A 19,150-nucleotide genomic window follows, 5' to 3' on the forward strand; every position below is an offset into this window, starting at 1 on the left:
ACGCCATGGATCCCCAAGCCGCCGCCGAGAAACCCTTGAGTTCCTTGTCCTGCCACCGCCCGCCTTCCGGCAAGGCGGCGCCGTTCCTGCCCATGAGCCGCGCCGAGATGACGGCGCTCGGCTGGGACGCCTGCGACATCGTGCTGGTAACCGGCGACGCCTATGTGGACCATCCGAGCTTCGGCATGGCCATCATCGGCCGGCTTCTGGAAGCCCAGGGCTTCAGGGTCGGCATCATCGCGCAGCCCGACTGGCAGTCGGCGGAACCGTTCAAGGCGCTGGGCAAGCCGAAGCTGTTCTTCGGCGTCACCGGCGGCAACATGGACTCCATGGTCAACCGCTACACGGCGGACCGCCGGCTGCGCCACGACGACGCCTACACCCCCGGCGGCGAGGGCGGCCGACGGCCGGACCGCTCGACCATCGTCTACACGCAACGCTGCCGCGAGGCGTTCAAGGACGTGCCGATCGTGCTCGGCGGCATCGAGGCGTCGCTGCGCCGCATCGCCCATTTCGACTACTGGTCCGACAAGGTGCGCCGCTCGATCCTGGCGGACGCCAAGGCGGACCTGCTCGTCTACGGCAATGCCGAGCGCGCCATCGTCGAGGTGGCGAACCGTCTCGCCGCCGGTGAGCCGCCCCGCGATCTGAACTCCATCCGGGGCGTCGCGCTGTTCCGCCGCGTGCCAGACCATTATACGGAGCTGCACGCCGACGATCTCGACGCCGCCGATGAGGGCGCGGCCCGCCGCCCCGGCGACACCGTGATCCGGCTGCCAGCCTACGAGCAGGTCGAGCAGGATGGCGAGGCCTATGCCCGCGCCTCGCGCGTGCTGCACCGGGAAAGCAATCCCGGCAATGCGCGCCCGCTCGTCCAGCGCCACGGCGACCGCGACCTCTGGCTGAACCCGCCGCCGATCCCGCTGACCAGCGCCGAGATGGACGCCGTCTACGACCTGCCCTACGCCCGCGCGCCGCATCCCTCCTATGGCGATGCGAAGATCCCGGCCTGGGACATGATCAAGTTCTCGGTGACCATCATGCGCGGCTGCTTCGGCGGCTGCACCTTCTGCTCCATCACCGAGCACGAGGGCCGCATCATCCAGAACCGCTCGGAAGACTCGATCCTGCGCGAGATCGAGCAGATCCGGGACAGGACACCGGGGTTCACGGGCGTGATCTCGGACATCGGCGGGCCGACCGCCAACATGTACCGGATGGCCTGCAAGGACCCCAAGATCGAGGCGGCCTGCCGGCGGCCATCCTGCGTCTTCCCCGACATCTGCCCGAACCTGAACACCTCGCACGACGACCTCATCCGCCTCTATCGCAAGGTCCGCGAGGTGGAGGGGGTCAAGAGGGTGATGGTCGCGTCCGGCGTGCGCTACGACCTGGCGGTGAAGAGCCCCGAATATATCAAGGAGCTGGTGACCCATCACGTCGGCGGCTATCTGAAGATCGCCCCCGAGCACACCGAGCGCGGCCCGCTCGACAAGATGATGAAGCCGGGCATCGGCACCTACGATCGCTTCAAGGAGATGTTCGACGCCGCGGTGAAGCAGGCCGGCAAGAAATACTACCTCATTCCGTATTTCATTGCCGCGCATCCGGGCACGACCGACGAGGACATGATGAACCTCGCGCTCTGGCTCAAGAAGAACCGCTACCGCGCCGATCAGGTACAGACGTTCCTGCCCTCTCCCATGGCCACGGCCACGGCCATGTACCATACCGGCGTCAATCCGCTGCGGGGCGTGCGGCACGGGGGAAGCGACAAGGTCGTGACGGTGAAGGGGCTGCGGCAGCGCCGGCTGCACAAGGCGTTCCTGCGCTACCATGATCCCGACAACTGGCCGCTGCTGCGCGAGGCGCTGAGGCAGATGGGCCGCGCCGATCTGATCGGCCCACGCCCGGACCAGCTCGTGCCGGCGCACCAGCCGCCCGGAACCGGCAAGGCCGCCGGCACGCCACGGCCCGTGCGCCGCACGGGCGGGACGCAACGCTTCACCACGAAGGGCGTGCCCTTGCGAAACAAGTGAACGTTCGGGCGGACAGGCGTCCCCTGCCGAGGCCCGCACCCGCACTTACTCGGGCGTTGGCGTGGCCTCACGCTGCATGACAGCCGCGAAAAAACCGTCGGTATCGTGGCGCGCCGGCGTCAGTGACAAGTAGTCCGGATGCGCCGAGCCAGTCAGCTGCGGCGCGACCTCGCCCAGCGGCACCACATGAAAGGCAGGATGCGCCGCAAGGAAGGCGGCCACCTGCTCCTCGTTTTCCTCGGTCAGCATGGAGCATGTGGCGTAGACGAGCCGCCCGCCGGGCTTCACCAGCCGTGCCGCGCTCGCAAGAATACGCGCCTGCAGCGGCAGGAGATTATCCAGCCCGAGGCCCAGCACGCGCCAGCGTGCGTCGGGATTGCGCCGCCACGTGCCGGTGCCGCTGCACGGCGCATCGACCAGCACGCGATCGAAGGAAGCCTTGTGGCGCTTCACCCAGCGGTCGGTTTCGCTGGCCAGGAGCCTGGTCTCGATATTGTGCAGCCCTGCACGCCGGAACCGCTCGGCGGCACGCTTCAAGCGGCTGTCCAGCACGTCGCAGGCGATGACGTGGCCCTTGTTGGCCATCTGCGCGGCTATGGCCAGCGTCTTGCCGCCGGCCCCGGCGCAGAAATCGACCACGCGTTCGCCCGGCCGCGCGTCAACCAGCATGGCGACAAGCTGCGAGCCCTCGTCCTGTATCTCCACCTCGCCACTTTTCAACATCGGCAGGCTGGCCAGCGAGGGACGCTCTGCCACGCGAATGCCGTAAGGCGCCATGCGAGACGCCTCGGCCCGCAGGCCGAGATCCCGCAGCCCATGCAGCACGTCCTCGCGCGTGGACTTGAGCGGATTGACGCGCAGATCGAGCGGGGCTGGGGTCAGAAGCGCGGCCATCTCGCGCCCGAAAGCGTCATCGAAACGGCGCCGCAAGGGGTCGACCGCCCAGGATGGACATTCAACGCGCACCTCGTCCGGCATGGCGGGATGGTCGATGGGGCAGCCCTGCAATTTCACCAGCAGCGCGCGCTCGTGATCCTTCAGGACGGCAGGCGCGAATTTTCCACCGTTGAACAGGCCATGGACCTGATCCGGCGTCGTGCGCCCCAAGGGCTTGCCCCCATCGAGCGCCAGCCATGCCAGCAGCCGGTTGCGCGGCGCGTCCGGGCGTCCGTGCTTCGTCAACCACCAGTCTATGCGAGCGTGATGCCGCAATAGTGCGTAGAGCAGATCAGAAATATGGCCACGATCCTTGTCGCCGATATAGCGACGGGCTCGAAACCACGCCGAGACGACAGCATCGGCGGGACGCGCGACACGATCGACTTCATGCATCAGATCGAGAGTTGCTTGCAGACGGGCGGCAGGGGTCACGGAGAGACGATCAGGCTGGAAAAAGCGCGGCACCATAGATGAAAGCGCTGCTGTTGACCATTGATTCGCATATCTCTCTGGCGACCTCCTGCATGGAGGCAACCGTGAGCCCCCCGCACCGCGATCAGGCTCGACCGCATCGGCAAGGCCCCATCCCGAAACGCCGCTATCGCGCGACGCCCCGAACCTTGTCCGGCAGAAGCGGCGCGATAATCCCCCATTCCTCGTCGGTCAGTTCGTGGCGGCGCATCTTTCAGGCTCCCGGCTTCGGAGCTTGAAAGACGACAAAACCCGCTACGCGGATCTATGGGGACACTCTTCTAGCTCAGATAGCTCTCGATCACCGCCCGGTCCCGACGCAGCTCGTGCGCCGGCCCGCTCAGGGCGACGCGCCCCCGCTGAAGCACGTGGGCCTCATCCGCCGTGTCAAGCGCGAGCAAGGCGAGCTGCTCCACCAGCAGCACTGCGAGGCCGCCGTCGGCGAGGCCGCGCAGCGCCTTGAGGATGGTCGTCACCACCTGCGGGGCGAGGCCGAGGGAGGGCTCGTCGAGCAGCAGCACCTTCGGCCGCATCATCAGCGCCCGGCTCACCGCGAGCATCTGCTGCTCGCCGCCGGAAAGATTGCCGCCAAGGATGTGCTGGCGTTCCTTCAGAACCGGAAAGCGGGCGAACTCGCGCTCCAGCCCCTGCGCGATCGCGTCGGCGTCGAGACCGGCCACACGGTCGGCGCCCATCACCAGATTGTCCCGCACGGTGAGGTTGGGAACGATCTGGCGGCCCTGCGGCACGTGCACCAGCCCGGCGCGGGCGAGAAGGTGGGGCTTGATCCCGGCGGTCGGCCGCCCGTCGAAGCGGATGGTGCCGGCGCGCGGGGCCACGATGTTGGAGAGGGTGCGCAGGAGGGTCGTCTTGCCCGCGCCGTTGGCGCCGATCACCGTCACCAGCCGCCCCGGCGCGAGGCGCAGGGAGACATCGTGCAGGATGCCGACGGGGCCGATGGCGACCTCGATCTTCTCGACCTCGATCATGCCGCATCCTCCACGGCGCCGAGATAGGCGCGGATGACGTTCGGGTCCTTCTGCACCTCCGCCGGCGTGCCGCAGGCGATGCGGTTGCCGAAATCGAGCACCGTCACCCGGTCGGCGAGGCCCATCACGAACTCCATGTTGTGCTCCACCAGCAGCACGCTGATGCCGGCATCCCTGAGCTTCGCCACGATGCGCGCGACCTCGCGCGCCTCCTGCGGGTTCACGCCCGCCACCGGCTCGTCCAGCAGCAGGATGGCGGGCTTCTGGGCGATGGCCCGCGCCAGCTCCACCAGCTTGCGGTGGCCATAGGACAGGTCCTTGGGGCTCATGTCCGCGAGGTGGCCGATGCCGAGGAAGGCGAGGATGGAAGCGGCCTCGCCCCGCTCGCGCGCCTCGTGCCCGGCGCCGCCGAGGAAGTCGAGCACGTCGCCGACGAGGCCGCGGCGGCGTTCCATGCCCAGCATCACGTTCTCCAGCACGCTCACGCCCTGGATGAGCTGGAGGTTCTGGAACGTGCGCACCAGCCCGAGGCGGGCGCGGCGGTGCGCCGGCAGGCGCGTGACGTCCTCGCCGCCGATGAGGATGCGCCCGGCGGTCGGGGCGTAGAGCCCGGCGACCACGTTGATGAAGGTGGACTTGCCCGCGCCGTTCGGCCCGATGAGCGCATGGACCGTGCCGGGCTCGACCGAGAGCGTCGCGTCGCGCAGCGCCACGACGCCGGCATAGCTCTTGGTGACGCCCACCACCTCGAGCCGCCCCCCGGTGCGGCCGCGCGCGGCCAGGACGGGATGGAAGGCGGGAACCCCATCCGCCGCGACGCCCGGCTTCGCCCGACGCCGGCCGAACAGGCCGATGGCGCCTTCGGGGAACAGCAGCAGCACCACCAGCAGGATGCCGCCGTAGAGCATGAGCCCGATGTCGTGGACGGCGGCGATGGCCTCGGCGATACCGATCAGGATCGCCGTGCCGAGCAGCGGCCCCGCCGAGCGCCCGAGGCCGCCGATGACGGTGGCGATGAGCAGCGAGATGGTGAGACGGATGTTGAAGGCATCGGAGGAGACGAAACCGCTCTGGTGGGCGAACAGCACGCCCGCCAGCCCCGCCAGCCCCGCGCTCGCCGCGAACACGCCGATGCGCCACAGCGGCACGTTGAGGCCGACCGTCGCGGCGAAGGATTCGCTCTCCTTCACCGCATTGAGGTGGCGGCCGATGGAGGAGCCGAACACGTAGTCGCTGGCGATCTGCACCAGCAGCAGCACGCCGGCGGCGAACCAGAAGAAATAGGTCGGCCCCATGCGGAAGTTGCCGAAGTCGATCTGCGGCACGCCCATGAGGCCCATGGTGCCGCCAGTCACCGTCACCCAGCGCTGGGCCACGATCTCCACGATGAAGCCGAAGGCCAGCGTCGCCATGGCGAGATAGAGCCCGCGCGTGCGCAGCGCCACCGCCCCCACGAGGAGCCCGGCGACGAGGCTGGCGGCGAGCGCCAGCCCCATGGAGAGCGTCAGCGGCCAACCGTAGGTGGTGGCGAGGATGGCGGAGACGTAGGCGCCCACGGCATAGAACCCGCCGTGGCCGAGCGACATCTGCCCGGAGAGCCCCAGCAGGATGTTGAGGCCGATCACGGCGATCGCCGTATAGGCGAAGGTCTGGCCCACATGGACGAAGAAGGGGTTGGGGGCGACCAGCGGAAAGACGGCGATGGCCGCGGCGGCAAGGCCGTAGACGGCGAGGCGCGGGATGCGGGGCATGATCAAGCCTCCTCAGCGCACGTCGGCGCGTCGCTCGCCGAACAGCCCGGAGGGACGGACGGCGAGGAGGGCCATGACGAACAGCAGCGGGTAGAGATCGCCGAAGGCGCTGTCCCAATAGTTGGAGAACGCTTCCGCGACGCCGAACAGCAGGCCGCCGATGAGGATGCCGACCGGATTGGTGAACCCGCCGACCGCGGCGACCGCCAGCGCCTTGATGGTGAATATCAGCCCCATGTGCGGATGCACCGACACCAGCGGCCCCACCAGCACGCCGGAGATGCCGGCCATCAGCGCGGCGAGCACGAACACCAGCACCACCACGCCGCGCACGTCGATGCCGAACAGGGACGCAGCCTCGGGATTGAACGCGACCGCATAGACCGCCTTCCCCCAGCGCGAGCCGAACAGGAACCAGTAGAAGGCGCCGACCACCACGAAGGCGGTGACGATGATCGCCGCCTCCTCGAAGAAGATGCCGACGCCGAGGATGTTGATGACGTTGTCGCGGGTCTTGGAGAACAGGGGCGGCGCATATTGCGCGGACTTGCCGAAGCCGAGCTCCACCAGGTTCTGGAGGATGAGCGCCGATCCCGCGGTGGTGAGCACCCAGGAATAGGCGCCGGCGCGGTCGCCCAGCCGGTCGAGCGGCCGGATGGCGAACCGCTCCAAGAGATAGCCGAGAACCCCCATGATCACGAGCACGCCCAGCACCGCGAGCGGCGCCGGCACCCCGGCGGCGAGCATGCCGATGGAGGCGAAGGCGCCCACCATCAGGAAATCCCCCTGGCCGAAGTTCAGCCGGTGGGTGGCGAGGTGGGTGATGAACAGGCCCTTGGCGGTGAGCGTGTAGATGGCGCCCACGGCGATGCCGCTGACGAGCAGCTGGAAGAAGTTGAGCAGCGTCACGGTGCACCTCCGCCGCCGGGCGGGACGCTGGGATGCAAGGCGGATGGTCTGGTCGGCATGCTGTCTCCCGGAAGGTGGGTCGCGGCCGGTCTTGCGCCGGCCTGTTTCCTCTGCATCTCAGCCCGCTTCTGCCTCAGGCGCGAACATGGCCATGCCGGTCCTGCCGCCGCAGAAGCGCATGCGGGCGCCGAGGGGCGGCGCGTCGGCCTCGGTCTCCGGTGTGCGTGCCAGCCGGCCGGTCAGGCGTACACCGCAATCGAGATCGACCACCGCGACGGCATAGGGCCCGTCCGCCTGGAAGCGCGTGGGCGGACGGCGCACCAGCGTCCAGGAGACAAGGACGCCGTCCCCGGCGACCGTTGCCGGCTCCATGCGGGGGCTGTGGCATGAGGGACAGAGCTCGCGCGGGCCCGGATCAAGCTGGCCGCACGCGGCGCAGCGCAGGATCTCGATGGAAGGCGCGGAGGAAAGGCTGGAAGGCATCGGCGTGTGGTGATCCCGGTGGCAGGCGCGGCGGTGGCAGAAGTGTCGGGGGTGATGGTCTCAGCGGCCCTGGAAATCGGCTTCGCGCTTCTCGCGAAATGCCGTCGTCCCCTCGACGATGTCGTGGCTCTGGCCGAGGTCGAAGAAGGAGCGCGACTCGAGCCGCAGCGCCTCGCCCTGCGGCATGCCGACGGCGCGGCGCATCACGTCCTTGGCGAAGCGGTGGGAGAGCGGCGAGCGCTTCGCCAGCATCTGCGCATAGTCGAGCGTGAACGCCACCAGCTCCTCGGCCGGCACGATGCGGTTGACGAGGCCGATGCGGAGCGCATGCTCAGCGTTCACCCGGTCCCCGGAAAGGATGATCTCCATGGCATGGCCGAGCCCGACGATCTGCGGCAGGCGGATGAGGCCGCCGTCGCAGGCGTGAAAGCCCCATTTGGCGTCCTGGAGGGCGAACTCCGCATTGGGCGCGCAGAACCTCAGGTCGCAGGCGAGCGCCAGCTCGAACCCGCCCGAGATGGCGAAGCCGTTCACCGCGGCGAGGATCGGCTTGTCGATCTCCAGGGTGCGGGTGATGCCGCCGAAGCCCGGACCGTTGGTGTAGCGGGTGCGGAACTCCGGCGCCGAGGTGCGGGCGAAGTTCACCGTATAGGTCTTGAGGTCGGCGCCGGCGCAGAAGGCCTTGTCGCCCGCGCCCGTGACCACAGCCACGTGGGCGCCGTCGTCGCGGTCGAACGCGCGGAAGGCCTCCACCAGCTCATCATTGGCGGCGAAGTCGAGGGAGTTCATGACGGACGGACGGTCGATGGTGATGAGCCAGACCTTGCCGTGGCGGTCGCAGCGAATGTCGCCCATGGGTTCTTCCGATGCTGTGGGAGGGGCGCGCGGTCAGGCGCCAGTGGAGCGCAGGATGTTGACGGTGCAGGCGACGCCGGTACCGCCTAGATTGTGGGTGAGAGCGACCTTCGCGCCCTTCACTTGGTTGGGGTGCGCGCCGCGCAGTTGGAGCACGCTCTCGTAGATCTGGCCGAGGCCGGTCGCGCCCACCGGATGGCCCTTGGCGAGCAGCCCGCCGCTGGCATTGATGGGCCGGTCGCCGTCCACCGCGGTGCGGCCCTCGGCGGCATAGGCGGCCCCCGCGCCGCGCGGCATCAGGCCGAGGTCCTCGCCGTCGATGATCTCGGCGATGGAGAAGCAGTCGTGCAGCTCCACGCAGCTCACGTCGTCCGCGGAGATGCCGGCCTGGGCATAGGCGGCCTGCGCGGCGGCGATCGTCGCCTCGAAGGTGCACAGATCGGGATGGCCGGCGATGCGCGCGCTGCCCCGCGCCTGGGCGGAGGCCAGCACCTCGACCGGCTGGGGAAGGACATCGCGCAGCCGGTCGCCGGCGACGAGGAGGACGGCGGCGGCGCCGTCGCTCGCCGGGCAGCAGTCAAAGAGGCGCAGCGGATCGCAGATGAGGCGGGCGGCGCCGATCTCTTCGACGGAAAGGTCTGCGCCCATCTGGGCGAGAGGGTTCCTGAGGCCGTTGCCCTTGTTCTTGCGGACGACGGCGGAGATATCGTCCCGCGTCGCGCCGTAGCGCTCCTCATAGAGCCGCCACGCGAGGCCGAACAGGCCCGGGAAGGTGAGCCCGCTCACCCCGTCGCTGCGGAAGTCCATGGCGCAGTTGAGCGCCGAGGTGACGGCCGCCGTGTCGGCATGGGTCATCTTCTCCGCGCCCACCGCCAGCGCCATGTCGCACATGCCGCTCGCGACCGCGAGGAAGGCGTGGCGGAAGGCGATGCCGCCGGAGGCGCAGGCGCCCTCCACCTTGGTGCAGGGAATCTGCGGCAGGCCGAGCCCATCCGCCACCAGCCCCGCCAGCACCTCCTGCCCGAGCAGCGGGCCGGCGACGAAATTGCCGAGATAGAGCGCGCCGATGTCGCCGCGGTCGAGGCCGGATTCGCGGATCGCCGCATCGGCCGCGCGGATGGCGAGGGCCTCGATGGAAGTTCCCGGATGGCGACCGAAGGCGGAGGAGCCGATGCCGGCGACGAAGACGGGCCTCACGATACGGTTCCCTTGTTCTCGGCGGGGTCCCCGGCAAGGTCTTCGGCGAGCCGGCGGCGCAGCTCGGTCTTCAGGATCTTGCCGTAGTTGTTCTTGGGCAGCGCCGCCTCGAAGCGGTAGCGCTTGGGCCGCTTGAAGCGGGCGATGTTGTCGAGGCACAGCTGGTCAAGCTCGGCCGCATCGACGCTGGCGCCGGGGCGCACGGCGACGAACGCCACCACCTCCTCGCCCCAGTCGGCATGGGGGGCGCCGATGACGGACACCTCGAGCACGCCCTCGTGGCGCAGCAGCACCTCCTCCACCTCGCGCGGATAGATGTTGCTGCCGCCGGAGATGATGAGGTCCTTGGAGCGGTCGCGCAGGGTGAGATAGCCCTGCCCGTCCAGGCTTCCCACGTCGCCGGTGTAGAGCCAGCCGTCGCGCAGGGCGGCCGCCGTGCCGGCGGGATTGTTCCAGTAGCCTTCCATCACGCAGTCGCTGCGGGTGATGACCTCGCCAACCTCGCCGGACGGCAGGTCGCGGCCGTCCTCGTCCACCACCCGCACCTCCTGGCCGGTGCGCGGATAGCCGCAGGAGCCGAGCACCTCGTCCGCGGCGGGAGCGCCGTCGGGGCCCACATGGAGCGCCTTGGGCAGCGCGGTGATGGTCATGGGCGATTCGCCCTGGCCGAAGATCTGGCACAGCTTCGGGCCAAGCATGCGCAGGGCCTGCTTGAGGTCGGCGACGTACATGGGCGCGCCGCCATAATAGATGGTCTTGAGGTTCGTCAGGTCCGCGGTGAGCGTCGCCGGGTGATTGACCAGGCGCGTCAGCATGGTGGGGGCCGCGAAAAAGCTCACCTTCCGGTAGCGCGCGATGGCCGCCAGCACATCCTCCACGTCGAAGCCCGGCAGCACCACCTGCCGTCCGCCCTTCAGCAGGAAGGGCAGGCTGTAGAGACCGGCGCCGTGGGAGACGGGCGCGCAGGTGATGTGGGTGTCGTCCGCATCCACCGGATCGATGTCCGCCAGATAAGCAAGGCTCATGGCCAGCAGGTTGCGGTGGCTGAGCATGGCGCCCTTGGGCTTGCCCGTGGTGCCCGAGGTGTAGAACAGCCACGCGCGCTCGTCCGGCGCAGCATTTGCGCAGGCGATCGGCGCGGCGCCCGCGAGCCGGTCGTAGTCCGCCGTTCCGGCGCAGATGACCGTGCGCAGATGAGCGATCGAGGCGACCTCCGCGGAGAGCCCGCCGGCAAGGCCCCGGGTGGTCACGAGGGCCTCGGCGCCCGCGTCGGCGGCGATGCCCGCCACCTCGCGGGGGTGGAGCTTGGCGTTGACCGGCACCGCGCACAGCCCGGCGATCCAGCAGCCCATGAGGCATTCGAAGAAGGCGCCGGTGTTCTCCATGAACAGCACCACGCGGGCGCCGGGCGCGAGGCCGAGCCCCCTGAACCCGCCGGCCACGCGCGCGGAGCGCTCGGCGAAGGCGGCGTAGGTCAGGGTTCCGTCGGCGTCGGTGATTGCGGGGTTGTCCGGCAGGCGTCGTGCGGTCTGCAGGATGAGCGTGGCGATGCTCATCGGCCCTCCCTACTATTTAGTAGTTATATTTACTGATGAGTCAGGCTAGCTGTTTTACGAGTTTTGTGCAAGCATGTCCGTCGGTTTTTGTTCCGAAGGCCGCGCTTCCCGGATGTCGATCCCGGAGTGTCCATCCTTCGGTCGTCCCAAGCAGGATGCGCCAGTTCATGAGTGACACTCCCACCACGGCGATCCGTGCCCCTGCGCCGGGGCGCGCGGCCTTCGACCGAGACGAGCAGCGCCGCCGCAAGCGCGAGGCAGTGCTGCGCGTGGCCGCCTCCGCTTTCAACCGCCGGGGCTTCGCCAATACATCCATGGACGACGTGGCATCTGTTCTCGGCGTGTCGAAGCCGACGCTCTACCAGTATTTCAAGAGCAAGCAGGAGCTGCTCTACGCCTGCCACCAGGTGGCCATGGACAATGGCGAGGCGGGCCTGGCGCTGGCCGCCGCCCATGACGGGACCGGCCTGGAGAAGCTCATCGTCTACCTGCGGCGCTACATGGAAGGCATCTTCGGCGACCTCGGAAACTGCCCGGTGCTCACCGATGTCGATTCGCTCACGCCGGAGGACCGTGAGAAGGTCGTCGCCCGCCGCAAGCGCATCAGCCACGCGACAAAGGATCTGATCGCGCTGGGGGTGGCAGACGGCTCCGTCGGCCCCTGCGACCCCAAGCTGGCCAGCCTGTTCGCCCTCGGCGTGGTGAACTGGATTCCGGCCTGGTATCGCGACTCCGGACCGAATACCCCGGAGGAGATCATGGAAAGCTTCGCCGCCTTGCTGATCTCGGGCCTCGCCGCGCCAGCTGCGCCCAAGCGCCAGCGCGCGAAGGCGAAGCCTCAGGCCTGATCCCCTCCCCTGCCCGCCGCCGGACCGTCCGCGATCCGGCGGCAGAGAGGCCATCCTACTTCGGCGCGGGCACCACCGTGTCGCCCTTCCAGATGCCGAGGAAGATGTCGCCCTGGCCAAGGCATTCGTGGTCGTTCGGGCCGAACGGCTTCGCCGGCGTCGCCGAGACCGCCTGGACGCCGTCGATGGCCTCGATGGCATCACGCAGTTTGGCCGGGTCGGACTTGCCGACCTTGTCCACCGCCGCGAACATGATCTGTCCCGCGTCGTAGCCGAGCGCGGCCACCACCGGCCAGCGATACTCCTTGCCGTACTTCTCCGTCATCCGCTTGTTGAAGGCCTGCGCCTTGGGATCGGAGAGGTCCAGCGCCTGCCCCATGGCGGTGCCCTGGATGGCTTCGACGCCGACGATGTCCTTCACCTTCAGGGACGACAGGCCCCAGTTGCCGGCGAAGACGGGTTTATAATCCAGCCGCGGCAGCGGGCGATAGGGCAGCTCGAACGACTCGTGGAAATGCAGGATGAGGTCGGCGCCCGCGTCGCGCATCTTGATCATTTGCGGCGTCAGGTCGTTGACCCCCGGCGCGGCCGCCTCCACGGCGGCGAGGGTCACGCCGCGCGCCTTGAGGCCGGCGGTGGCCTCCTGGGCGGCGAAGTTGCCGTAGCCGGTGGTGGAGTGCAGGAGCCCGATCTTCTTGTAGTTCTTCACGGCCCAGTCGAGGATCGCATCGATCTGGTACTTCTCGATCATCGAGCAGCGGAAGATGAAGCTCGGCTTCTGGTCGATGAACTTGGTGGTGATGTCGGTCGCGGCGGCAGGCCCGGCGATGAGCGGCACGCCGGCACGCTGCAGCACCGGAGCAAACGCCATCACGTTGCCGCTCGACACTGTGCCTATGACGCCGGCGACGCCGTCGTTCTGGATAAGGCGCTGGACCACCGAGACGGCGCGCTGGGGATTGGCCTCGTCGTCATAGACCACGAGCTCGATCGGCGTCTTGCCGCCCTTCGCCTTGTAGTCCTCCAGCGCCAGCTTGACGCCCTGCAGGTAGCTCTCGCCGAAGTCGACGATGGCCGGCGGCCCGCTCAGGCCTTCCACCACACCGATCTTCACCGGCGCCTGGGCCCGCGCGGCGCCCCCCGACGCAAGCACCAGAGCCAGCGCCGTGCCGACGCCCGCGAGCAGCGCACCTCTTCCCGATCCCATCCGAACCATATCCGTTCCTCCCCACCATTGCTCTTCGGCTCCGCGGCTCAAGGCAGCCACAAAACTCGTGAGTAAGTTTTATATCCTTTTTAGTAGGGGTATCGGATCGTGCTGCGCTCCGCAAGGGGGGAACCGCTCGGGGGCTGCGGCTGTCCGCATTGGGCGTGGGATGGCGAGCTCGGCACATCGGAGCACTCAGGCCAGTGGGTTTTGCAGCCATCCAAAATACTCAAGCATTGGATTGACCTGTAACCAGCATGGGCCGTTGCGCCGTGCCTTCCCTCGCCCGCGTCGGAGCTGCGCGCGGACGCCGGGGGCCGTCACGCCCTCCGCATCAGCTTGTCCAGGGCGGTCTTCATCGCCTCGGCCCCCGCCTCCATCAGCGGACCGACCACGGTCGCAGCGTCATCGGGCAGAAAGTCCGCCGTCCACAGGACGCAGGTAAGTGGGCCCCGCTCGGACACCTGGGCAGAACCGTTGTAGTGCCTCAGGAAGGGGGCCTCGGCGGCCCAGACGAGCCGCCGCTTCTCCTCGTCCAGCGTAACGATGCGCTCTCGTGCCGTAGCGCCGTTGAAGAAGGTGACGACGCGCTCGCCCGGCTCCAGGCGCGTGTCGATGACGAAACCCGGCACGAGACGCGTGTGCAGGGCGCCGATGTCGCGGATCGCGTCCCACACCTCATCGGCCGGGGCACCGGTGAGAATTTCCTTTTGAATCGTTGCCATGAGATACCACCATCGTTCTCAAGAGTGTTGAAGCGGCATGCTCGCGGAATGGCTTACGCGGATGTGCCGCAATAGGCCTCGATGCGATAGCCATCGGGGTCCTTCACGAAGGCCGCGTAATAGGTTGGGCCGTAATCCGCCCTGGTGCCCGGCTGGCCGTTGTCCAGGCCACCGGCACCGAGCGCCGCGGCGTGAAAAGCATCCACGCTCCGGCGGGTGGGAGCGGCGAAACAAAGGTGAAGGCCGGAGGCGTCGTCTGGTGGAACCGGTGCCGTGCTGGCGAGGACCCAGAAGGACACGCGGTCGGCACCATAGCCGAGGGCGCCCTCGTCCGCGCTGAGGCAGCGATGGCCGAGGGGCGCCAGCACTGCGTCGTAGAACGCCTTGCTGCGTTCTACATCCTTCACGCCGATGGAGATGTGGTCAAACATGTCTGGATCCTCGCTGCTCGGGGGATGAGCCATGGGTATGGGGCGAGGCCGCTGTGCGCTTGGGAAAAATTGCTTTTCGAAGCCGAAGGAGGCAACGGTGACGGACAAGATGGAGGCGCGACCGCTGGCAGGAGGCCCGGGCTGGCATGTTCGGGACATGCTGTGCCGCTGCGGCCCTGATGACGCCCCGTTCGAGGAAGAGCACGACACCGTCGCCGTGGCGGCGGTCCTGAGTGGGACATTCACCTATCGCACGACCCAGGGCGGAAGCCTGCTGGCGCCCGGCGCCATCCTGCTGGGCAACCATGGCCGATGCTTCCAATGCGGCCACGAGCACGGGACCGGCGACCGGTGCCTGTCCTTCCACTTCACCGCGGACTATTGGGAAGGGATCGCCGGTGCCGTCCCAGGCGCCCACAGGGGCCGGTTCGAGGTCCCGAGCCTGCCGCCGGCTGCGGCGTTGCTACCGACCACCGCCATGCTGGAAGTCGCGCGGAACCTCGGACAGCCCGCAATGGAGGAGGTTGCCCTCGCATTCGCGGCCACGGCGCTTGGAATGTCGGCCGGGCTCACGCTCGAAGGCGGAGGACACCGCGCTTCGGACGAGCGCCGGATCTCCGAGGCGGTGCGGCGCATCGAGCTGTCGGCCCACGAATGCGGAGACGAGCGGCTCTCGCTGGGCGCGCTCGCGGCGGATGCCGCCATGAGCCCCTGCCACTTCCTGCGGACCTTCCGCCGGCTCGTCGGCATGACCCCGCACCAGTTCGTCCTTCACGTGCGGATGCAGAAGGCCGCTGTGCGTATTCGCACCACGGACATCGCGCTCACCGCCATTGCCCTGGATGCGGGCTTCAACGACCTCTCCACCTTTGGCCGGCGCTTTCGGCGCGTCATGGGAGCGAGCCCCGGCGCCTATCGCCGGCAGACACGGAGCTAATGGGCGGCCCGCCGAGGGACATCGCGACGACACGCGCGCCATGCACCCGTCGAACGTCGCCGTGGGCAATCGCGTGGACGGACTGGAGCAAGCAGAGCCTAAGATGTCGGGGAGGCGCCCCTGCCCTGGGGCTCGGGGATGACTAGGCCACCGGGCCGGCCCGGCGCGGTGCCCGCGCTCCGCGCGCGACGCCATAGAGCCGCCCGAGGTCGGCGGCGATCTCGGCCATCCGCCGGCGCAGCTCTGGCGGATCGACCACCTCGATCTCGGCACCGAACCGCAGCAAGTCCACCACTGCCTGCCGCGTGCTCCCGACGGGTAACGTCGCGGTGCACCAACCGCCGGGGCCGGCATCGCCGTGAAGTTTGGTATGGGCGCGGACATAGGGCGGGCTGAAGGCGGCCAGCATTTCCAGCCCCAGCGGCGACAGCCGGACGGTGGCGACGACAGCGTGGAGCTCGGCCTCCAGCCGCTCGGTGGAGGCCTTCCAGTAGGCCGGAAGATCGAACCGCTCCGGCCGCTCGAAGCGGGTATCGAGCACATGGAGATCCAGGATGCGGGCGACACGGTAGGTGCGCGCGCCGCCGGCGACCGCGCCGACGAGATACCAGGCCCCGCTCTTCAGCACGATGCCGAGGGGCTCCACCTGCCGCAGCTTCTCGCCCTTCCAGCTCGAGTACCGAATCTCCACGGGATGCTGGCGCCACACCGCATCGGCGATGGCAGCGAGGTGCACAGGCTGCTCGGCGTCGGAGAACCAGGCCGGCGCATCGAGGTGAAACCGAGCGCCCATGCGTTCCGCGCTCGCCCGCAACTCCTCCGGCAGGGCGGCGAGGAGCTTGGTGCGGGCGGTGGCGATCACCGCGCCGAGGCCAAGGTCGGCGGCCGGCCCATCGAGCCCGGTCAGGAACAGCGCTTCCGCCTCCTGTGGCGAGAGGCCATTGAGCCGCACGCGATAGCCGTCGAGCAGCCGGTAGCCGCCGCCCGTGCCGCGCTCGCTGTAGACCGGCACGCCGGCGGCGCTCAGCGCGTCAATGTCGCGATAGATGGTGCGCAAGGAGACCTCGCACGCATCCGCCAGGGCCTGCGCGGTTACCCGTCGCCGGGCCTGGAGGGTCGTCAGGATGGAAAGGAGACGGCTTGCACGCATGATAATGATTATCTTCCCCCAACCTGACAGAAATTGACAGGGAGGACGATCTAGGGTCCCGGCATGGATCCAACCGGTCCTCGACCACATCATGTTCTGCCACACGCGCAACCACGGCTCAGCCAGATGTGACCGGCGGGTGATCGCCATTTCCAAGCTCCGGAGCCCGCGATGGAAAAGAGTGACATCAGGAAGCAATGCAAGCCGCTCTACAGCGCCAAGGCTGGTGTCTTTTCCATCGTTGAGGTGCCGCCTCTCCCATATTTCATGGTCGATGGCGCCGGAGACCCCAACACCGCGCCCGAATACGGATCTGCCATCGAAGCTCTCTATGCCGCTTCCTACACACTGAAGTTCAGGAGCAAGGAGGCATTGAAGCGCGACTACGCTTTGCCACCCCTGGAGGGGCTCTGGTGGGCGGAGGACATGGCCGACTTCACCGCACGCCGGAAGGATCTTTGGCGCTGGACGATGATGATCCTCGTGCCGCGATTCATCCCGCACGCCATGGCGGAGGATGCCATTGCCCGCGCGCTGGACAAGAAAAAGCTGCCGGCGCTGGCGAAGGTGCGCGTCGCCGCCCTTGAGGAAGGGCAGGTCGTGCAAACCCTGCATGTGGGCTCATATGACGACGAGGGCCCAATCCTGAGGACGCTGCATGAGGACTTCCTCCCCGCCCATGGGCTGGCCCCGGCCGGGCGTCATCACGAAATCTACCTGAGCGACTCGCGAAAGACCCCTGCCGTCAGCTTGAAGACAATTCTTCGCCAGCCTGTACGATCCATCGCCTGACATCCCCATCAGGTGCAGGCTCGGACGATCGGCAAGAGATACTCTGTTCAAGCTGGTGGGCGCGGAGGACGTATCATGATGTCATGCGAGATGGTCTTTCGTGCCGTCACTGTGCACAATTGGGCTGATTTCGAGACGCTGTTCGAAAGTCGGGGCGCACCGAAGTCCTGCTGGTGCACGGTCTGGCGGACCACGCAGCCGCTTCCCGGCGCATCGCCGCAAGCCACGGCGAAGAAGCTCGAGATGAAAAGGCGCGTCGTGTCGGGAGAACCGATCGGGCTGCTGGGCTACATCGGTCCGGAGCCGGTGGCGTGGTGCTCCATCGCGCCGCGCCATACCTATCGTGCCACCATGAGCGACACCATGCCGGGAGACGAAAGGCAGAAGGTCTGGTCGATCACCTGTTTCTTCGTCCTGAGGCGGTTCCGGGGGCAAGGGCTGTTCCGGAAGCTGATCGCGGCCGCAGAAGCGTATGCCGCCGGCAACGGCGCGACGCTGCTGGAAGGATGTCCCGTCGACCCGCAGTCTCCAAGCTACCGCTTCTGCGGCTTCCTTCCGGCTTTCGAGCAGGCGGGATATGTGCAGGTCGGCCAGAAGGGTGCGCGCCGGCACATCGTGCGCAAGCAGCTCGCCGCGGCGGAATAAGCGTCACGCCCGGTGACAGCCCGCCGCCGCGCACTCTCCGAGCCGGACGGCTGGCAGACGGCCCCTTGATGGAAGACGATCTCCTTCCCCCTTCGGCGGTCCTGCGCCACAGCGTGGTCCTGTGCGTGGTGGGGGTGCCCCCTGCGCAAGCGGTGCATCCGAGGGAAACACGGCGACACGGCACAGGCCTATGGCGCACCACCTTTCGGGCCAGCATCGCCCAACCCCTTCGAACGCTGCAGCGCCTGGGCGACCGTCTGGAGGTCGTTCGTCAGGATTCCGCCTCCGTAGCCATGCGGCAGGCTGCGAACATCTTCAGGAGTATCGATACCGGAAGAAAAATCGCCGCCGCTGTAAGGTCCGACAGCAAAGACAAGACTTCCAACATACCGCATGCGCTCAAGGAAGCGATCTGGCCATCCCCAGAGCCATGGCGCGATGTTGGTCGGGACGAAGATGATGCTGTTGTGGCAAGCGGGCGGCACCATCCCGGTCCAACCGTAGCCGACATACGAAAAGAGGCATGCTTTCAGGGTGCTTCGAGACATCGTCCGCAGACCAGGCATGGCGTTTCTCAAGGCGTCAATTGGTGCGTCTCCGCCATAGACCATCAGCCGGCCTGCCTCTTCAGCAGTTCGCGCCCGCAAGGCCGCCGCGAGGAGGCGGCCCTCATTCGGGTCGTTGCTCTTGATGTTGATCAGGAACCGACGCCTGGGAAATGTCGTCAGAACCTCATCCAGCGAAGGCATCAGCCCGAGGCCGTGTCCGCGAAAGGGAAAGGTCCGTCCGCCATCGGCCGTATAACCGTATCCCACATCGAGTGCCTTCAGCTGCGCCATCGAATGCTCCCTGGTCACACCGTGACCATCGGTGCGGCACTCGAGGGTCCAGTCGTGAAAGACAGCGAACTGGCCGTCGGTGGTGGGATGAACATCGAGCTCGACGATGTCGGCGCCAGCTTCGAATGCAGCGCGCATCGAGGCAATCGTGTTTTCGAGGTATTGGTGCGTCGGTGGCAGCATGCGGGCGGCTGTGCACGTATCATTCTGCAAGCCGACCCTGTCGAAATCCTGAGCAAGGCCACGATGCGCCAATATTGTTGCCCGCGTGGTTGGGCGCACAGCGAATATGTTTGAATTGTTTACGAAAACGAGCGCACCGAAGAACAGCGTTCCGCCGCCAATCCAAAGCCACATTTTTCGCATGGAACAGAAAACCTTGTGCGG

The 19,150-nt window shown here is 67.7% G+C and carries 18 protein-coding genes; 5 read left to right on the forward strand and 13 right to left on the reverse strand.

Annotated elements, in window-relative coordinates:
• Positions 1–5: 5 nt before the first annotated feature.
• Complete coding sequence (locus V5F59_RS16235; protein ID WP_393977042.1) at positions 6–2,039, forward strand: YgiQ family radical SAM protein; 2,034 nt, start codon at positions 6–8, stop codon at positions 2,037–2,039.
• A 45-nt stretch (positions 2,040–2,084) separates the two neighbouring features.
• On the opposite strand, the gene V5F59_RS16240 is transcribed toward V5F59_RS16235, so the two are convergent.
• From V5F59_RS16240 to V5F59_RS16275, 8 genes are all read right to left on the reverse strand, one after another.
• The gene (locus V5F59_RS16240) at positions 2,085–3,446 is read right to left on the reverse strand and encodes an RsmB/NOP family class I SAM-dependent RNA methyltransferase (RefSeq protein WP_393976247.1); all 1,362 of its coding nucleotides are present in this window, start codon (positions 3,444–3,446) and stop codon (positions 2,085–2,087) included.
• 284 nt (positions 3,447–3,730) lie between these two features.
• Complete coding sequence (locus V5F59_RS16245) at positions 3,731–4,438, reverse strand: ABC transporter ATP-binding protein (RefSeq protein WP_393976248.1); 708 nt, start codon at positions 4,436–4,438, stop codon at positions 3,731–3,733.
• Positions 4,435–6,189 carry a branched-chain amino acid ABC transporter ATP-binding protein/permease gene (locus V5F59_RS16250; RefSeq protein WP_393976249.1) on the reverse strand — a complete coding sequence of 585 codons (1,755 nt, stop codon included), beginning with the start codon at positions 6,187–6,189 and terminating at the stop codon, positions 4,435–4,437. Before V5F59_RS16250 ends, V5F59_RS16245 begins: the two co-directional genes overlap by 4 nt.
• A 12-nt stretch (positions 6,190–6,201) precedes the next feature.
• Positions 6,202–7,098: a branched-chain amino acid ABC transporter permease gene (locus tag V5F59_RS16255; RefSeq protein WP_393976250.1), complete on the reverse strand. Its 897-nt coding sequence runs from the start codon at positions 7,096–7,098 to the stop codon at positions 6,202–6,204.
• A gap of 117 nt (positions 7,099–7,215) precedes the next feature.
• The gene (locus tag V5F59_RS16260; protein ID WP_393976251.1) at positions 7,216–7,470 is read right to left on the reverse strand and encodes a Zn-ribbon domain-containing OB-fold protein; all 255 of its coding nucleotides are present in this window, start codon (positions 7,468–7,470) and stop codon (positions 7,216–7,218) included.
• A 171-nt stretch (positions 7,471–7,641) separates the two neighbouring features.
• Positions 7,642–8,436 (reverse strand): enoyl-CoA hydratase/isomerase family protein, encoded by a 795-nt coding sequence (locus V5F59_RS16265; protein WP_393976252.1) that lies wholly within the window; start codon positions 8,434–8,436, stop codon positions 7,642–7,644.
• Positions 8,437–8,469: 33 nt separating this feature from the next.
• Complete coding sequence (locus V5F59_RS16270; RefSeq protein WP_393976253.1) at positions 8,470–9,633, reverse strand: thiolase C-terminal domain-containing protein; 1,164 nt, start codon at positions 9,631–9,633, stop codon at positions 8,470–8,472.
• Positions 9,630–11,189, reverse strand: a complete 1,560-nt coding sequence (locus V5F59_RS16275) for an acyl-CoA synthetase (RefSeq protein WP_393976254.1) — start codon at positions 11,187–11,189, stop codon at positions 9,630–9,632. Before V5F59_RS16275 ends, V5F59_RS16270 begins: the two co-directional genes overlap by 4 nt.
• 167 nt (positions 11,190–11,356) lie before the next feature.
• Here V5F59_RS16275 and V5F59_RS16280 point away from each other — a divergent pair, with 167 nt between their 5' ends.
• Complete coding sequence (locus tag V5F59_RS16280; RefSeq protein ID WP_393976255.1) at positions 11,357–12,037, forward strand: TetR/AcrR family transcriptional regulator; 681 nt, start codon at positions 11,357–11,359, stop codon at positions 12,035–12,037.
• A 55-nt stretch (positions 12,038–12,092) separates the two neighbouring features.
• Here V5F59_RS16280 and V5F59_RS16285 read toward each other — a convergent pair whose 3' ends face one another.
• The 3 genes from V5F59_RS16285 to V5F59_RS16295 all read right to left on the reverse strand — a co-directional run bounded on the left by V5F59_RS16285 (position 12,093) and on the right by V5F59_RS16295 (position 14,400).
• Positions 12,093–13,244 (reverse strand): ABC transporter substrate-binding protein, encoded by a 1,152-nt coding sequence (locus V5F59_RS16285; protein WP_393976256.1) that lies wholly within the window; start codon positions 13,242–13,244, stop codon positions 12,093–12,095.
• Between the two features lie 320 nt (positions 13,245–13,564).
• Entirely contained in the window at positions 13,565–13,969 is a 405-nt protein-coding gene (locus tag V5F59_RS16290) for an SRPBCC family protein (protein WP_393976257.1), read from the reverse strand.
• Positions 13,970–14,022: 53 nt separating this feature from the next.
• Positions 14,023–14,400 (reverse strand): VOC family protein, encoded by a 378-nt coding sequence (locus V5F59_RS16295; RefSeq protein ID WP_393976258.1) that lies wholly within the window; start codon positions 14,398–14,400, stop codon positions 14,023–14,025.
• Positions 14,401–14,497: 97 nt separating this feature from the next.
• On the opposite strand from V5F59_RS16295, the gene V5F59_RS16300 reads away from it, so the two are divergent.
• Positions 14,498–15,337 carry a helix-turn-helix transcriptional regulator gene (locus tag V5F59_RS16300; protein ID WP_393976259.1) on the forward strand — a complete coding sequence of 280 codons (840 nt, stop codon included), beginning with the start codon at positions 14,498–14,500 and terminating at the stop codon, positions 15,335–15,337.
• A 142-nt stretch (positions 15,338–15,479) separates the two neighbouring features.
• Here V5F59_RS16300 and V5F59_RS16305 read toward each other — a convergent pair whose 3' ends face one another.
• Entirely contained in the window at positions 15,480–16,487 is a 1,008-nt protein-coding gene (locus tag V5F59_RS16305) for a helix-turn-helix transcriptional regulator (RefSeq protein WP_393976260.1), read from the reverse strand.
• Between the two features lie 171 nt (positions 16,488–16,658).
• Between V5F59_RS16305 and V5F59_RS16310 the strand changes: the two genes are divergently transcribed.
• Positions 16,659–17,279 (forward strand): GyrI-like domain-containing protein, encoded by a 621-nt coding sequence (locus V5F59_RS16310; protein ID WP_393976261.1) that lies wholly within the window; start codon positions 16,659–16,661, stop codon positions 17,277–17,279.
• A 75-nt stretch (positions 17,280–17,354) separates the two neighbouring features.
• A complete protein-coding gene (locus tag V5F59_RS16315; protein WP_393976262.1) occupies positions 17,355–17,924 on the forward strand; it encodes a GNAT family N-acetyltransferase in 570 nt (189 codons plus the stop codon).
• A gap of 188 nt (positions 17,925–18,112) precedes the next feature.
• Here V5F59_RS16315 and V5F59_RS16320 read toward each other — a convergent pair whose 3' ends face one another.
• Positions 18,113–19,129 (reverse strand): glycerophosphodiester phosphodiesterase family protein, encoded by a 1,017-nt coding sequence (locus V5F59_RS16320; protein WP_393977044.1) that lies wholly within the window; start codon positions 19,127–19,129, stop codon positions 18,113–18,115.
• Positions 19,130–19,150 lie beyond the last annotated feature (21 nt).

Source organism: Xanthobacter nonsaccharivorans (assembly GCF_043194755.2).
GTDB classification, from domain to species: domain Bacteria; phylum Pseudomonadota; class Alphaproteobacteria; order Rhizobiales; family Xanthobacteraceae; genus Xanthobacter; species Xanthobacter autotrophicus_G.

Excerpts from the sequence above, each read along its gene's own strand:
- V5F59_RS16235 (WP_393977042.1), top strand. The coding sequence starts at position 6 with ATGGATCCCCAAGCCGCCGCCGAGAAACCCTTGAGTTCCTTGTCCTGC.
- V5F59_RS16240 (WP_393976247.1), bottom strand. The coding sequence starts at position 3,446 with ATGGTGCCGCGCTTTTTCCAGCCTGATCGTCTCTCCGTGACCCCTGCC.
- V5F59_RS16245 (WP_393976248.1), bottom strand. The coding sequence starts at position 4,438 with ATGATCGAGGTCGAGAAGATCGAGGTCGCCATCGGCCCCGTCGGCATC.
- V5F59_RS16250 (WP_393976249.1), bottom strand. The coding sequence starts at position 6,189 with ATGCCCCGCATCCCGCGCCTCGCCGTCTACGGCCTTGCCGCCGCGGCC.
- V5F59_RS16260 (WP_393976251.1), bottom strand. The coding sequence starts at position 7,470 with ATGGAGCCGGCAACGGTCGCCGGGGACGGCGTCCTTGTCTCCTGGACG.
- V5F59_RS16265 (WP_393976252.1), bottom strand. The coding sequence starts at position 8,436 with ATGGGCGACATTCGCTGCGACCGCCACGGCAAGGTCTGGCTCATCACC.
- V5F59_RS16275 (WP_393976254.1), bottom strand. The coding sequence starts at position 11,189 with ATGAGCATCGCCACGCTCATCCTGCAGACCGCACGACGCCTGCCGGAC.
- V5F59_RS16280 (WP_393976255.1), top strand. The coding sequence starts at position 11,357 with ATGAGTGACACTCCCACCACGGCGATCCGTGCCCCTGCGCCGGGGCGC.
- V5F59_RS16285 (WP_393976256.1), bottom strand. The coding sequence starts at position 13,244 with ATGGGATCGGGAAGAGGTGCGCTGCTCGCGGGCGTCGGCACGGCGCTG.
- V5F59_RS16290 (WP_393976257.1), bottom strand. The coding sequence starts at position 13,969 with ATGGCAACGATTCAAAAGGAAATTCTCACCGGTGCCCCGGCCGATGAG.
- V5F59_RS16295 (WP_393976258.1), bottom strand. The coding sequence starts at position 14,400 with ATGTTTGACCACATCTCCATCGGCGTGAAGGATGTAGAACGCAGCAAG.
- V5F59_RS16305 (WP_393976260.1), bottom strand. The coding sequence starts at position 16,487 with ATGCGTGCAAGCCGTCTCCTTTCCATCCTGACGACCCTCCAGGCCCGG.
- V5F59_RS16310 (WP_393976261.1), top strand. The coding sequence starts at position 16,659 with ATGGAAAAGAGTGACATCAGGAAGCAATGCAAGCCGCTCTACAGCGCC.
- V5F59_RS16315 (WP_393976262.1), top strand. The coding sequence starts at position 17,355 with ATGATGTCATGCGAGATGGTCTTTCGTGCCGTCACTGTGCACAATTGG.
- V5F59_RS16320 (WP_393977044.1), bottom strand. The coding sequence starts at position 19,129 with ATGCGAAAAATGTGGCTTTGGATTGGCGGCGGAACGCTGTTCTTCGGT.